Genomic DNA, 14,475 nt, shown 5'->3' on the forward strand with positions numbered 1-14,475 from the left:
ACCCGTCCAGCCGGGATCGGTTAAGCGCCAGGATCATGGCCATCCCTGCGCTCACGATCCCACGCGCCCATACAGCGTGGATTCAGCCGGTCGGGCGCCTAGCTGATCCGGCTGAGGGCCATGGCCATTTCACACCCCTGGGAGCCCCCTGCGGCGGCGCACAAGGGCCGGATTCGCGTTAGACTGTGGGGATTGTCATCCATCTGCCGGACCCGCCCATGACCACCGCACAGACCGACAACCTCAACATCGCCGCCACCGACTACATGCCCTCCCCCCAGGAGGTGAAGGCACAGATCCCCATGAGCGAAGCGGCTGCCCGGACGGTCCTGGAGGGGCGCCGCACCCTCTGTGACATCCTGGATCGCAAGGATCCGCGCCTGTTCGTGGTGGTGGGCCCCTGCTCCATCCACGACCCGGAGGCGGGTCTGGACTACGCCCGGCGGCTCAAGGCCCTGGCGGACGAGGTCTCCGACGCCCTGGTGGTGGTGATGCGGGTCTATTTCGAGAAGCCGCGCACCGCCGTGGGCTGGAAGGGGTTCATCAACGACCCCTATCTGGACGACAGCTTCCGCATCGACGAGGGCATGGCCCGGGCACGGCGGTTCCTCATGGACGTGAACGAACTGGGGCTCCCGGCCGGCACCGAGGCCCTGGATCCCATCGCGCCCCAGTACTACGGTGACCTGGTCAGCTGGACCGCCATCGGCGCGCGCACCGCCGAGTCCCAGACCCACCGGGAGATGGCCTCGGGGCTGTCCACGCCGGTGGGCTTCAAGAACGGCACCGACGGCGACCTGGGGGTGGCGGTGAACGCCATCCTCTCCGCCTCCCACCCCCACAGCTTCCTGGGCATCGGCGGCAACGGCCAGTCGGTGATCCTGCGCACCCGGGGCAACCGCTACGGCCATCTGGTGCTGCGGGGCGGCAACGGCCAGCCCAACTACGACACCGTCTCCGTGGCCCTGGCGGAACAGGCCCTGGCCAAGGCGGGCCTGGCGCAGAACCTGGTGGTGGACTGCTCCCACGCCAACTCCTCCAAGAAGCCCGAACTCCAGCCCCTGGTGATGAAGGATGTCCTGCACCAGATCCGGGAAGGCAACCGTTCCGTGGTGGGACTGATGATCGAGAGCTTCCTGGAGGCGGGCAACCAGCCCATGGCGGAGGACCGCGCCAGGCTGCGCTACGGCTGCTCCATCACCGACCCCTGCGTGGACTGGGCCACCACCGAGCAGATGCTGCGGGACGGCGCCGAGGCGCTGCGCAAGGTGCGCAAATAGGGAATCGCCCCTCCATCCAGCCCGGCCCTGACGCAGAGGGGCATCTCCGCGAGATCTGCATCCCCCCGTCCTGCCCGGTGAGAGACCCGTCCTGGCGGGCCAGGAGCAGGTTCATCGCTCAACGGATGTGAGACGGAAACGGGGTTAACTGCCCTCATTGCGTCGCAAAAACGCCTCGAACATGAACAGCGACCACAGCGGCGCGCTGTAGTCCCGGCGGCCGCTGGTGTGGGCCTCCACCAGGTGGCGCAGGGTGTCCGGGTTGAAGAGCCCGCAGTCCCCCATGCGCTCCCCCAGCAGGGTCTCCTCCAGGCGCCCCGCCAGGGGGCCACGGAACCACTGGTCCAGGGGGACGGCGAAGCCCTGCTTGCGCCGGTACAGGATGTCATGGGGCAGATAGGGCTCCATGGCCTTCTTGAACAGATACTTGCCCTCCCCCCCGCGAAGCTTCATCTGCGACGGCAGCCCGGAGATCCACTCCACCAGGGGGTGATCCAGGATGGGCACCCGCACCTCCAGGGCATGGGCCATGCTGGCCCGGTCCACCTTGGTGAGGATATCCCCGGGGAGATAGGTCTTCAGGTCCAGGTACTGCGCCAGGGAGACGGGGTCCTCCGTGGGCGCACGGGCGGCGTGATGGCGCAGCACCGACACCGGATGATAGCCGTCCAGCTGGCGCCGGAAGGCCTCGCTGTAGAGGCGATTCCGCTGCTCATCCCGGACCACGGCGACGCTGTGGAAATACCCCTCCACCGCATCCCGCGCCAGGGCCTGGAAGGTGGCCTTGGCGCGAAGCACCCGCGGCGCCCAGTCGGCCTTGGGATAGGCCCGTGCCAGGGCACCGAACAGGGGCCGGCGCAGTGCCCCAGGCATCAGGCCGCGCCAGCGCTCCTCCGCGGCGTGGAAGCGGTAGCGGCGATAGCCCGCCAGGTTCTCATCGCCGCCATCCCCGGAGAGGGCCACGGTCACCTCCTGGCGGGCCAGTTCGCACACCCGGTAGGTGGGCAGGGCCGAGCTGTCGGCGAAGGGTTCGTCGTAGAGCCCCGCCAGGCGATCCAGGAGATCGAAATCGTCCGGGTCCACCTGGCGTGTACGGTGGCGGGTATGGCAGTGCTCGGCCACCTGAGCGGCAAAGGCCGACTCGTCATAGCGCGGCACGTTGAAACCGATGGCACAGGTGTTCACCGGCGCATCCCCGAGACCGGCCATGAGGGCCACCACGGCGCTGGAGTCCACCCCACCGGAGAGGAAGGCCCCCAGGGGGACTTCCGCCACCAGGCGGATGCGCACCGCATCGCGCAGACGCGCCACCAGTTCCTCCGCGGCCTCGGCCTCATCCAGCGCGGCGTGGGGAGTGAAGGGCACGTCCCAGTATTCCCGGGGCTCGGCCGGCGGCGCGCCGCGGCGCAGGGTGAGGGTGTGACCCGGGGGCAGCTTGCGCACCGCCTGATAGACGGTGCGGGGCTCGGGGACATAGCCGTAGGCGAAATAGTCGTCCACCCCCCGGGGGTCCAGCGCCCGGGGCAGATGCGGATGCACCATGAGGGCCTTGAGTTCCGAGGCGAACAGGCACAGGCCGTCGGGCAGCAGGGCATAGTACAGGGGCTTGATGCCCAGCCGGTCCCGGGCCAGGAAGAGGGTTTCACTGTTCCGGTCCCAGACGGCGAAGGCGAACATGCCGCGGAAGCGGCGCACGCAGTCCGCCCCCCACTGCTCCCAGGCGTGGACGATCACCTCGGTGTCGCAGTGGGTGCGAAAGCGGTGCCCGGCGGCCTTCAGCTCCTCGGTGAGTTCGGCGAAATTGTAGATCTCCCCGTTGTAGGTGACGGCTACGCTGCCGTCCTCGTTGAACAGGGGCTGGCGGCCGCTGGAGAGGTCGATGATGGACAGCCGGCGGTGGGCCAGCCCCAGCCCCGGTTCCAGGTGCACCCCGCCCTCGTCCGGGCCGCGGTGGAACTGGGCCAGGTTCATGGCCTCCAGCAGGGCCCGGTTCACGGGGCGCCGATCGCGGGTGTCGAAGATGCCGGTGATGCCGCACATGGAAGGGTCTCGGTGGATGGTGTGGATGGGGGATGGGGCGCGGCCTCAGCCGGCCATGAGGCGGTCGTAGACCGCCAGGTAGCCCTGCACCATGGCCTCCAGGCTCAGGGCCTGCTCGGTGTGCGCCCGGGCCGCCGCCCCCAGGGCCCGGGCCGCCGCCGGATCCCCCAGGCAGCGCTCCAGGGCCACCATGAGGGCCTCGGCATCCCCGGGGGGGACCAGCAGGCCGGTCTGGCCGTCCCGGATCAGGTCCGGATTGCCCCCCACGCGGGTGGCGATCACCGGCAGCCCGGTGGCCATGGCCTCCAGGATGGTGTTGCAGATCCCCTCCGCCAGGGAAGGCAGGACCAGGACATCCAGGGCCCGCAGGATTTCCGGGATGTCGTCCCGGGCCCCGGGGAGCCAGGCCAGATGGGCGGCCCCGGCCGCCTCCAGGCGGGCGCGCAGATCCCGCAGCAGCGGCCCGTCCCCCACCATCACCAGGCGCGGCTCGCCTCCCGGCGGGGCCTGCCCTAGCAACCCCAGGAAGGCCTGCAGCAACACCTCCGGGGCCTTCACCGCCTGCAGGCGCATCACCGCGCCGAGCACCGGTGTCCCCGGCGGGGCGAAGCCCGGCGGCAGCGCGGCCCGCGCCGCCACCCGGTCTTGCGGGGGATGGAAGCGCCCCGTGTCCACGCCGTTGCAGATGTGGTTCAACCGGTCGGCGGGCACGCCGATGGCACCGGTCAGATAGTCCATCTGATGCCGCGACAGGGCGATGTACTGCCCCACCAGCGGGCGCAACAGGCGGCGCATGCGGCGGGGGCCCTCGCCGGAGCCGTCCAGGTCGCCCACGTTCCAGCCGTGCTCGCCATGGACACGGCGCCGCACCCCCGCCAGGGCCGCCGTGGCCTGGGCCTCCAGGGTGGCCAGGTTACGGGTGTGTACGATGGCCGGCCGCAACCGGCGCAGCAGGCGCCACAGGCGCAGGTGCACCGCCGGATCCTTGCCCTCGCGTTTGTCCAGAGCATGCAGGGAGACGTCCTCCCGCTGCAGCCGCCGGGCGAAACCGGTGTAGCCGGTCATGCACAGGATGGCATGGCGGTAGCGCTGCGGCGGCATGTGATTGATCAGATTCACCAGGCCGTTCTCCATGCCCCCCACATCCAGGCGATGGATGACATGGGCCACCAGGGGCGGGGGCTGCGTGGGTGGATCCGCCTCAGTCATCGGCACCATTGCCCGTCTCCACGGCCACCCGCCGGGGGGCCTGGCGCAGGAATCCCGCCAGGGTCTTGCGGGCCTCCTCAGGCCCGGCCCGGAAACCGGTGCTCACGGTCACCAGCAGGGAACCTTCCTCGTGCCCCGTGAGCCGGGCCCAGGCCTCCAGGAGCTTCACCTCCACGGGGCGCACGGTGGTGCGGCCGGCCACCTGATACCAGTGCCAGACCAGGCGGTCCTCCCCTTCCCGGCCCCGCAGGAAGGTCTCGCGCACCTGGTGCCGCGCACCGCCGGTCAGGGAGACGGACCGGATATCCTGTTGGATCCGCCGCCATTGCCGCCCATCCTGGATGCGGTTGTCATAGCGGATCAGGTCGGTCCCGGACCGGTCGTAGCGGTAGTGATAGACCTGCCACGCCACCTCCCCCCCATCGCCGGCATAGGCCGCCTGGATGCGGCCATCGGGCTCGGCCCAGGCGGGGGTCCAGGCCGGGTCCTGCAGGGGCAGCGGCCCCTGCCAGCCGGCCACCTGCGGCGCCACGGGCCGCGCATCGCCGTCCGAGGCGATCATGCGCCAGTCCATCCAGGCCTCCCCCGCTGGCGCCAGGACCAGGGCCACCGCCGCTGCGGCCAGGACGGGCAGGATCCCCAAGGCCGGACCGCGAACCGCCGGGGCCCCGGCGGACGACCCCCGGCCGGGGGTGGCCAGCGGGAGGTGATCCTCCCGGAAGAAGGCGCCGATCCAGAACAGCAGGAACATCACGAACCCGAAGAAGAGCCAGCCGTAGATCAGATGATCCACCCCCACGGCATGCTCCATGCCGGTCCAGTGGGCGATCAGGATGATGCCGTAGGCGCGCAGGCCGTTGGCGAGGATGGGCACGACGATGGACAGGCCCACGAAGGCCAGGCGCCGCCAGAGGCTGCGGTAGACCAGATAGGCATAGACCAGACCCAGGGCCACGGAGGCGATGAGATAACGGATGCCGCTGCACACCTCCGCCACCACGAAGTCCCCGGCGGGGATACTGATGTAGTGGCCCTCGCTGAAGGTGGGGATGCCGGAGAGGCGCAGCAGCGCCACGCTGATCCAGGCGGTGAAGTCCTGCAGCACGGGCACCAGGAAATTGCCCACGGGCCAGGCGAAGAAGAGATAGGCCAGGGGGAAGAGCAGCACGCGGGTGACCCGCCGTCCCAGCAGGGCCAGCACCAGGGCGGGGACCAGGGCCACCACCACGAAGGTCTGCACGGTGGTGATGTCCGCCGCCCGCCCCAGGAACCAGACGCCCCCCAGGAGCAGGATACCGAGGGCCCCCAGCAGGCTGGGCTCGGGGAGCAGACGGGCCAGGTCCTGGCGCCGGGTCCACACCAGAAAGAGGCTGATGGGGAAGATGACCATGCCGTGGGCATAGGTCTGGGAGTGGGTCCAGATGTGCACCAGGCGCTCCACCCCCGGCCAGTAGAGCCCTACCGCCACCAGCAGGGCGGTGGCGAACCCCGCCAGGGCCCACGGCCAGGGCAATCCGGTGCCCCTGCGGGGCGCCGACGCCACGGTGTCCGGGTTCATGGGTGGTTCCCCTCCGGCATCCATGATCCTGCCCTCCTTGCGCCCTTCATCCCGACGATCCGTCCGCTGCCGCCGTCTCCAGGAGATGCACGAACCGCCCCATGTGCTCGGCCCAGCTGTAGTGGCGGCACACGCAGGCCCGGTTGCGTTCCCCCGCATCCGCCGGCAGCGCCCCCGTCAGGGCCGACAGGGACAGTGCCGCCAGCGCCTCGGGGTCTTCCGCCAGCAGGGGCTTGAGATCCGCGCACATGCGCAGCCCGTCCATGGCCTGGGGGGTGACGATCACCGGCCGGGCCATGGCCATGGCCTCCAGGACCTTGTTCTGCACCCCCCGGGCGATGCGCAGCGGGGCCACGGCGGCGGCGGCATGGGCCAGGTAGGGACGCACGTCCCGCACCGCGCCGGTGACCTGCACCCCCGGGATCCGCTCCAGGCGCTTCACCTCCGCACCCGGCCGGGCGCCCACGATGGTGAACCGGGCCTCGGCACAGCGGGCGCGCACCCGGGGAAAGACCTCCCCGGCGAACCAGCGCACCGCGTCCACGTTCGCCCAGTAGTCCATGGCCCCGGTGAACACCAAGTGGCGCTCGCCGGAGGGGAAGGGATCGGCATGGGGGCCTTGCGGGGAGAAGTAGTCCACGTCCACACCGTTGTCGATGGCGTGGGTGGTGGAGGCGGTCTCGGGGGAGAGCCGCCGGAACAGCTCGGCCTCCTGTGGACTGACGAAGACCCCGGCCCCGGCCCGGGCGGCGACCTGGCGTTCGTAGGCCAAAAGCCGCCGGGACTCCCGCGCGTACAGGCGGTTCATGGGAAAGCGGTGGGACGGGGCGTACTGGCGCCATTTGTCGGAATCCACGTCGACGAAATCCACCACCACATGGCAGCGCTCGTAATCCTGCGGCCCCAGGTACTGGGCCATGGCCGAGGAGAAGACCAGCACCCGCCCCACACCGCCCTCCAGGGTGGCCCGCACCCAGCGCCGCAGGCGCCGATCGGCGTAATAGGGCAACGTCAGGGGACGGCCGTCCAGCAGGCCGCGCAGGCTCTTCACCCGGGCCATGCCCGGATCCAGCCGCTGCAGGAAGAGATCGTGGCAATAGGCGGCGACGTCTTCCCGGTATGCCCAATCCTGGGGATCGTCGACGAAGCATCCCAGGTGGATGCGGTAGTGCCCCGCCAGGTGTTTGAGCAGGTTGAAGGAACGGATCTTGTCCCCCTTGTTGGGGGGATAGGGGATGCGGTGGGCCAGAAACAGCAGGCTGGGCCTTGGCATCAGCCCAGCCCCCGGGAGAGATACGGCCCAAGGACATTGGCCACGGGGGTGGGCAGGCGCTTCCAGCCCTGGATGAACAGCCGGTAGCGGGGATTGAGGGGATTGATCTCCGGGATCGCCCGGGCCCGCACCAGGTGGTACTCGTAATACAACGGCTCGGGCTCGAAGCCCCAGTTCTTCTTGAACTGGAACGAGCCGGTGCCGCGCTTGCTGCGACCGTAGTCGAAGACACGGCACCCCGCCCCGGCGGCGCGGCGCATGACCTCCCAATAGAGGAAATCGAAGGCCGCCAGGCCCCGGGCCTCGGCCGTACCGCCACCGTAGTAGGGCAGCACCTCGTCGCGGAAGAGGAAGCTGAGCACGCTGCTCACCGGCCGCCCCTGATGGTGCACCGTGGTCACCCGGGCGGCGTCGCCGAAGGTGTCCATGAGGGCCCGGAAGTAACGCCGCGGGAATACCGGCGTCCCCAGCCGGCGCACGCTGTCGGCATAGATGGGGAAGAAGCGCTCGATCCCCCCCTCCTCCTCGGAGATGAGCCCCCGCTGCATGCCCTTGCGCACCATGGCCCGCTGCTTGCGGGGGATGGCCTTGAGGTTGACCTCCGGATCCGGGTCGATGGCCTTGCGGAAGGTGACGTACAGATCGTCCTTACACGGCCACTGGGGCAGACGGCGTTGCCGGTGGCGCAGTTCCAGGTAGTCCACCTGCAGGGACTCGGCCAGGTCCCGGGCCGCTTGGATCAGGGCCCCTTCGGCCTCGGCATCCTCGGCCGCCACGCCGCCGTAGACGCAGAACGGTACCGAGATCAGGGCGTTGCCGAACAAGAGGGTCTTCACATGCCCCAGGGGCAACACGCCCCGGATGCGCCCGCCGGACTCGGCATAGAGATAATGGCCCGGATGGCCGAAGGCCTGTTCCAGCACCCGCCTCCAGCCCGCCCGGTGGAAGAAGGTGGCCTCGGGGCATGCCTGCACGAAGGCCTCCCAGGCGGGCTCCGCCGCCGCATCCAGGCGGCGGACGGTCAGGCCTGCGGGGCCCTGTGGGCGTGGCCTTGCCTCAGTCATGGGCACTGTCCGGTTCCAGGAACACGCGGTCCATGCGGTCCCAGCGGAAGTCGTCCAGGAGTTTTCCGAGGCGCGACTCCATGCGTCCCAGGTTGAGATAGTGGCGCACGCGGGTCTTCATCCCGATGCCCCCCTGGCGGGGCTGGTCCGGGTCGATCTCCCAAGGGTGGAAGTAGAACACCGCGGACTGCCCATCATGGCGGTTCACCCGGCGCAGGGCCCAGCGGGACAGGGCGTAGGGATAGAGCCGGAAATACCCGCCGCCGCCGCAGGGGAAGTTGCGTCCCCTCCACACCACGGTGCTCACCGGGATCTCCAGCAGGTCGCCGTCCCCCGGGCGGAAGGGGAAGCGCGGCGCCTCGGGCATGCCGTAGAGGTCGTGGTGCACGGGATAGATGCTGGAACTGTAGCGATAGCCCGCCTCCTGCAGCAGGTCCAGGGCCCACAGGTTGTCCCGGCCGATGGAGTAGCTGGCGGCGCGGTAGCCCTGCACGGGGGCCCCCGCGGTGTCCTCCAGCAGGGCCCGGGTGCGGGTCACGTCCTGACGGAAGGCCTCTTGCGTCTGCTCCGTGGCGCGGATATGGGACCAACCATGGCTGGCGATCTCGTGGCCCGCGTCTCTTGTGCGGCGCACCAGGGCGGGATAGCGCCGGGCGATCCAGCCCAGGTAGAAGAAGGTGGCCCGCACACCGTGATCGGCAAAGAGCTGCAGGATCCGGTCCACATTGCCCTCCACGCGGTGGGGCAGGTCGTCCCAGTCACCGCGGGAGATATGGGATTCAAAGGCGGAGACCTGGAAGTAGTCCTCCACGTCCACGGTCATGGCATTGAGGGGTTCCAAGGGGACGGGCTCCACGGGATCTACTCCTTCAGCAGTTGCTTCACCGCGCGGCGCAGGATGGACAGTTCCCGGAAGACCGTGCGCTCCAGGGTCTGGATGCGGCTCTCCAGGGCGGAGACCCGCAGATCGATATGCCCCCAGGAATACCCCGCCGGGCGGCCCTGGGCATCGTAGAGCCCCCGTTCCAGGCCGGCGTCCGCATCCGCGGCCCCGGTGTCATCGGAAGCGGCGCTCAGTTCCTCGTCCAGCTCCCGGGCCACGGTCTCCACCACAGCGGCGTCGATGGCATGGCGCTCCTCCAGAAAGGCATAGAGCAGCAGCCGGTCCGCCAGGCTGTTGATACGCCGGGGGATGCCCCCGGTGCGGGCCTGGATCTCGGCAAAGGCCTCGTCCCCCAGGGCCGGATCCTGACGCCAACCGGCGTTCTCCAGGCGGTAGAGGATGTAGTCCCGGGTCTCCTCTTCCGACAGGGGCGTGAGATGGCAGGCGGCGAGGAAGCGCTGCCGGAACTGTTCCAGTTCCGGCAGTTGCAGGGTGCGGCGGAACTGGTTCTGCCCCAGCAGGAAGCTCTGCAGCAGCGGTCGCCCCGAGACTTGGAAGTTGGAGAGCATGCGCAGCTCCTCCAGGGCATGGGGCGGCAGGTTCTGGGCCTCGTCGATCACCAAAAGGACGCGCCGCCCCTCCCGGGCCTTCTCCACCAAAAAGCCCTCGATGCGGTGCAGCAGACTGGCCTTGGTCTCGTTCTCCGCCACCTCAAGACCGAAGGCGATGGCCACCATGCGCAGCAGGTCGTCGGCATGGAGCTGGGTGGTGACGATCTGGGTGGCGAACAACTCCTCCTGGGGCAGATCCTGGAAGAGCGTGCGCACCAGGGTGGTCTTGCCCGTGCCCACGTCCCCGGTGATGGCGATGAAGCCCTCCCCCTGACTCAGGCCGTAGCGCAGGTAGGCCAGGGCCCGCTTGTGGATGCGGCTGCCGAAGAAGAAGCGCGGATCCGGACTGAGCTGGAAGGGCTTGCGGTCCAGGTTGAAGTAGGCTTCGTACATGGCTCAGAAGGTGGCCGTGAGGCTTGCAGTGAGGCGGTTTTCCTCGTAATCCCCGCCGGCGGCGGTGGAATCCCGCTCCTGCCGGCGCAGATCCAGGGCCGCCGTGGTGCGGGGACCCAGTTGCCGGGTGACGCCAAGACCCAGGGTGAGGAGATCGTCCTCACGGCCGTCCGTGGCATACTCCGCCCATTGCCAGCCGCCATTGGCGCGCAACCGGGTGCGGGGGGCCACATCCAGACTCAGGTTGAACCGCAGGGCCTCGATCTGTTCATCCCCCCGCTGCGTCTCGAAGCTGCGTTCATCCCGCAGGGCGGTGACGGCCCAGGAGAGGCGGCGGCGCTCCCCGGAGACGGTGAGATCCAGGCGCTTGGAGACATAGACGTCCGGCACCAGCTCCCAGGCCTCGAAGGTGAAGGTCTCGGGGTTAAAGATGATGAAGACATCCTCGCCCTGCAGCCCCTGCAGCGTATCTACCCGCTCGTAGCCGCTCAAGGTGTCCACGGTCTCGGCATAGCTCAGGCGCCAGTTGGCGAAGCGGGAGCGGTGACGCAGATCCAGACTGTAGGTGTCGCCGAAGAAGCGCTCCCCGTAGGAGGCCCCCAGGCTCGTGCGTACCGTGGGGGCCCAATCGAAGCCGGCGCGCCAGAAATTGTCATCCGGCCGGGCCCGCCCCGGATCCTGCTGGAAGTCGTTGCGCTCCTCCCCAGCGGCGGCGTAAAGACTGAACTGAGGCGACAGATTCAGGCGCAGCAGGGCCTCCAGGGTCTCGAAGGTGACCGCCGAGCCGTCCTCGTAGTCGCTCTCCTCCCGGCTGTAGGTAAGCCCCCAGCCCAGGGTGGTGAACATGGGGCCACTGCTCAGGCTCGCCTGCAGGCGGTCTCCGGTGCTGTCCAGGGAATCCGCCTCGGCCTCGGCATAGTCGACCCCTTCGCGGCTGTAGCGCACCTGGGCGCTGGCCAGGCGCCCGAAGGCCCGGCGCCAATAGGGGCTGACCCGGTAGCGGAACACATCGGTCTGGTTGTCCCCGGCGGTGATGGCGTCCTGCCCCAGCCCCTCCCGGGCATCCAGGATGCGTTGGTCATAGCTGGCGGAGGCATCCAGGAAGAGGCTTTCCCGCAGCAACTCCGTGGTGCTATTGGCGCGAAATTGATGATCCACCCGGTTGCGCTGGTCGTCGTCCCAATAGGCCATTCCCCGGAGGTTGTAGGCCAGGTCCAGGGCCGTGCGCCCGCCGGCGCGGCGGGCCGTGAGCCCGGCATTGACCTGGCTCACGGAGTCGGACTCCGCCTCCCGGGAGGTGGCCGCCCGGTTTACGTTATCGGTGAAGGTATGGGAGAGGCGCACCCGGGGGGTGACCTCCCACGGCCCGGCCTGGGCCGGGGCCACCCCGCCGGTGAGCAGCAGGCCGCAGGCCAGAAGCAGGCCGATCCTTGGCAAAGCGGTCATGCGGCGGGACCCTGGGCGGCCGGTTCATCGTGGTGGTAGTGGTAGCCGTAGCCATAGCCATAACCATAGCCGGCGTAACGGCCGCCGAAGGGGTTGCGCATCTTGTTGAGCACCAGACCGATGGGCTTGGAGGTGTCCAGCATCGAAAGGGCGTCCTTCACCGCCCCCTGGAGGGTGCGGCTGGACTCCACCACGAAGACGATCTGCCCCAGCAGGCCCGCCAGGACCACCGCCTCGCTGGTGAGCAGCAGCGGCGGGGAATCGAAGATCACCATGCGGTCGGGATAGCGCTGTGCCAGTTCCTGGGCGAGGCGTTCCATGTCCCGGCTGGCCAGCAGCTCATTGGAATGGGGGTGATAGCGCCCCATGGGGATGACCCGCAGCTTGGGGATGTTGGTCTTGATCATCACGTCCCCCACGTCCAGGTCCCGGTCCAGGAGCAGATCGATGAGCCCGGGGCCCATGGGGGTGCCGAGGATCTCGTGCACCCGGGATCGGCCCACGTCCGCGTCCACCAGCAGCACTGTCTTGTCCATCTCCATGGCGATGCTGATGGCCAGGTTGATGGCGGTGAAGGTCTTGCCCTCCCCGGAGCGGGCGCTGGTGACCATGACGAGATTGCCGTTGCGCACCAGATCCGCCCCCTGGCCGAAGGCATTGGCCAAAAGCGGCCGCTTGATCATGCGAAATTCCTCGGAAACCGGGTTGCGACTGGCATCGGCGGTGACAAACCCCTGTTCCTTCAGCCTGGCCAGGTTCAGCTCCGTGTAGCGGTCCCTGTGGGGATCCACATCCGGCGGTGGCGGCGGCACCTCCGGCAGGGGCTCGGGCGTATATCGCACCCCCTCCGGGCCTATCAGGGTCTCACCTTGGGCACCGGATACCGCCTCCCGAGATGCCCTGGACGCCTCCGCCTCCCCGGCGGGGATGCCATGGGTCGAGGGCGATGCCTCCGGCACCCTCCCCCTCTCGGACGCTGGAGCTCCTTTCGCCTCAGCGGGTGGCGAAGCCCTCTCTTCTCCCGGGCGGCGCGTCTCCAGACGACGCACCGCCTTTTCAATGAGGCTCAGGTCGTTCTCTTTTCCCTCTTTTCCGCTCATCCCAGCAGCCGCTCCGCGATGGACCAATGGATACCGCCCGCCGCCAGCACGGCCAGATAGGCCCCCAGCAGCAACAGTCCGCCCACGGTAAAGGCCCCCAACTCCACCCGCTCCCGCATGCGGACCTGGGGTCCGGTGACGCGGGAGACGGTGCCCAGTACGGGGAAACCGGTGACACTGTTGAGGCTGCGGCGGTTGTGGAATACCGGCCGCAGCTGGCCGATGAGAAAGGCCAGCCCCGCCCCCAGGGCGATCCCCCCCAGGCTGGACAGGGTGAACAGGGCCGGCCGGTTGGGGGCTGAGGGGGTGGAGGGCACACGCGCCGGCTCGATGACCCGGAACTGCACCTGGTTGCCCTGCTCCTCCAGGCGCTCGCTGACATTGGCGATCTCCCGCCGGCGCAGCAGCTGCTGGTATTGCTCCCGGTTGACCTCGTAATCCCGGTTCAGGCGCTTGAGCTGCGCCTCGATCTCGGGAATGACGTCCACCAGGCGCTGCAACTCCTCCACCTCCGCCTGTTGCTGGCGTTCCCGGGCCCGCAGACTGGCCAGTTCCACCTCCACACTGGAGAGACTCATGCGCATCTGCTGGTAGACGGGGTTGGCGTTCAACTGCTCGGCAGTGGGCCCGGACTGGCGCGCCAGACGCAGGGTCTCCTCCCGCTGTGCCTCCAGATCCTCGATGGTGCGCTGGATGCTCTGGATGTCGGGATGGCGCTCAGTATAGGTGAGCAGGAGTTCGTCCAGGCGCTCTTGCAGGTTGCGGATGCGGGCATCGATGGCCGCCGTGGCCGAGATGCCGCCCCCGCCCATGATGCCGAAGGTGGGGGCCTCGCCCACCAGTTGCCGGCGGATCTCATCCCGGCGATTGACCGCCTCGCGGATCTTCAGGCGGGTCTCTTCCAGGGCGTTGCGGGCGGCCTGCAGACGGGCGTAGTAATCCCCCCGGTCATCCGGCAGCATGCCCGCATTCTCGCGGCGGAACTCGGCCAGGCGCTCCTCGGCGGCCCGCAGGCGCTGTTCATAGGCCTGGATCTGGGCCTCCAGGAAGCGCTGGGCCTGATCGGTACCACTGCGGAATTCACCCAGGGCCCCCTCCACAAAACGGTTGAGCAGGGCCTGCACCACATCGTAGGCCCTCTGGGGATCGGCATGGGTGTAGCTGATGCTGTAGATGTTGTTGTCATTGCGTCCACCGGCCGAGATGCGGATGCTGCTGCGCAGCTGCTCCACGATGCGCTGCATGTCGGCATCGCTGCGGGCCTGCAGGTGCAGGTCGGTGGCCCGGGCCACCGATTCCAGGTTGGGTGTGGTGAGCATGGTGCGGGTCATGAAGGCCACCCGCTGCCCGGGGTTGGAATCCACCGCCAGCCCCCGCAGCAGGGGACGCAGCATGGAGTCGGTGTCCACGTGCACCCGGGCGGAGGCCTCGTAGACATCCGGAAGGCGGGTGGCATAGGCCCAGCCCACCAGGCTCACCACCCAGGCGATCAAAAGGATGATCCAGCGATAGCGCCAGGTGTCCCTGACATAACCCAGGATCTGGTTGAGGATGTCCTGCATGCTGGCCTTCCGCCCCCGACATGGTGTATCCGGGGTGCGAATGCGCCCCGGTACGG

General features: G+C 68.9%; 11 protein-coding genes. 1 reads left to right on the forward strand and 10 read right to left on the reverse strand.

The genetic code is table 11. The annotated features are described in order from the left end of the window. Positions 1-218 precede the first annotated feature (218 nt). Positions 219-1,280: a 3-deoxy-7-phosphoheptulonate synthase gene (locus tag BM214_RS00275; protein WP_090483208.1), complete on the forward strand. Its 1,062-nt coding sequence runs from the start codon at positions 219-221 to the stop codon at positions 1,278-1,280. Positions 1,281-1,424: 144 nt separating this feature from the next. On the opposite strand, the gene BM214_RS00280 is transcribed toward BM214_RS00275, so the two are convergent. From BM214_RS00280 to BM214_RS00325, 10 genes are all read right to left on the reverse strand, one after another. After that, complete coding sequence (locus BM214_RS00280) at positions 1,425-3,320, reverse strand: XrtA/PEP-CTERM system amidotransferase (protein WP_090483209.1); 1,896 nt, start codon at positions 3,318-3,320, stop codon at positions 1,425-1,427. Positions 3,321-3,365: 45 nt separating this feature from the next. Next, positions 3,366-4,538: a TIGR03088 family PEP-CTERM/XrtA system glycosyltransferase gene (locus BM214_RS00285; RefSeq protein ID WP_090483210.1), complete on the reverse strand. Its 1,173-nt coding sequence runs from the start codon at positions 4,536-4,538 to the stop codon at positions 3,366-3,368. Further along, a complete protein-coding gene (xrtA, locus tag BM214_RS00290) occupies positions 4,522-6,087 on the reverse strand; it encodes an exosortase A (protein WP_177217535.1) in 1,566 nt (521 codons plus the stop codon). The genes BM214_RS00285 and xrtA overlap by 17 nt, the downstream gene beginning before the upstream one ends. 46 nt (positions 6,088-6,133) lie before the next feature. Then, entirely contained in the window at positions 6,134-7,360 is a 1,227-nt protein-coding gene (locus tag BM214_RS00295) for a TIGR03087 family PEP-CTERM/XrtA system glycosyltransferase (RefSeq protein WP_090483212.1), read from the reverse strand. After that, complete coding sequence (locus tag BM214_RS00300; protein WP_090483213.1) at positions 7,360-8,424, reverse strand: FemAB family XrtA/PEP-CTERM system-associated protein; 1,065 nt, start codon at positions 8,422-8,424, stop codon at positions 7,360-7,362. Before BM214_RS00300 ends, BM214_RS00295 begins: the two co-directional genes overlap by 1 nt. Then, positions 8,417-9,247, reverse strand: coding sequence for an XrtA system polysaccharide deacetylase (locus BM214_RS00305; protein ID WP_090483405.1), 831 nt, complete (start codon positions 9,245-9,247; stop codon positions 8,417-8,419). Before BM214_RS00305 ends, BM214_RS00300 begins: the two co-directional genes overlap by 8 nt. A gap of 38 nt (positions 9,248-9,285) precedes the next feature. Further along, a complete protein-coding gene (locus tag BM214_RS00310; protein ID WP_090483214.1) occupies positions 9,286-10,311 on the reverse strand; it encodes an XrtA/PEP-CTERM system-associated ATPase in 1,026 nt (341 codons plus the stop codon). A gap of 3 nt (positions 10,312-10,314) precedes the next feature. Next, positions 10,315-11,757 carry a TIGR03016 family PEP-CTERM system-associated outer membrane protein gene (locus BM214_RS00315; RefSeq protein ID WP_090483215.1) on the reverse strand — a complete coding sequence of 481 codons (1,443 nt, stop codon included), beginning with the start codon at positions 11,755-11,757 and terminating at the stop codon, positions 10,315-10,317. After that, positions 11,754-12,599: an XrtA-associated tyrosine autokinase gene (locus tag BM214_RS00320; RefSeq protein WP_244887782.1), complete on the reverse strand. Its 846-nt coding sequence runs from the start codon at positions 12,597-12,599 to the stop codon at positions 11,754-11,756. Before BM214_RS00320 ends, BM214_RS00315 begins: the two co-directional genes overlap by 4 nt. A 254-nt stretch (positions 12,600-12,853) precedes the next feature. After that, the gene (locus tag BM214_RS00325) at positions 12,854-14,419 is read right to left on the reverse strand and encodes an XrtA system polysaccharide chain length determinant (RefSeq protein ID WP_090483217.1); all 1,566 of its coding nucleotides are present in this window, start codon (positions 14,417-14,419) and stop codon (positions 12,854-12,856) included. Between the last annotated feature and the right edge of the window lie 56 nt (positions 14,420-14,475).

Source organism: Ectothiorhodospira mobilis, from assembly GCF_900114895.1.
In the GTDB taxonomy this organism is placed as follows: Bacteria; Pseudomonadota; Gammaproteobacteria; order Ectothiorhodospirales; family Ectothiorhodospiraceae; genus Ectothiorhodospira; species Ectothiorhodospira mobilis_A.

Coding starts and splice junctions, on each gene's coding strand:
- xrtA (WP_177217535.1), bottom strand. CDS start 6,087: ATGAACCCGGACACCGTGGCGTCGGCGCCCCGCAGGGGCACCGGATTG.
- BM214_RS00275 (WP_090483208.1), top strand. CDS start 219: ATGACCACCGCACAGACCGACAACCTCAACATCGCCGCCACCGACTAC.
- BM214_RS00310 (WP_090483214.1), bottom strand. CDS start 10,311: ATGTACGAAGCCTACTTCAACCTGGACCGCAAGCCCTTCCAGCTCAGT.
- BM214_RS00280 (WP_090483209.1), bottom strand. CDS start 3,320: ATGTGCGGCATCACCGGCATCTTCGACACCCGCGATCGGCGCCCCGTG.
- BM214_RS00325 (WP_090483217.1), bottom strand. CDS start 14,419: ATGCAGGACATCCTCAACCAGATCCTGGGTTATGTCAGGGACACCTGG.
- BM214_RS00285 (WP_090483210.1), bottom strand. CDS start 4,538: ATGGTGCCGATGACTGAGGCGGATCCACCCACGCAGCCCCCGCCCCTG.
- BM214_RS00305 (WP_090483405.1), bottom strand. CDS start 9,247: ATGACCGTGGACGTGGAGGACTACTTCCAGGTCTCCGCCTTTGAATCC.
- BM214_RS00295 (WP_090483212.1), bottom strand. CDS start 7,360: ATGCCAAGGCCCAGCCTGCTGTTTCTGGCCCACCGCATCCCCTATCCC.
- BM214_RS00300 (WP_090483213.1), bottom strand. CDS start 8,424: ATGACTGAGGCAAGGCCACGCCCACAGGGCCCCGCAGGCCTGACCGTC.
- BM214_RS00315 (WP_090483215.1), bottom strand. CDS start 11,757: ATGACCGCTTTGCCAAGGATCGGCCTGCTTCTGGCCTGCGGCCTGCTG.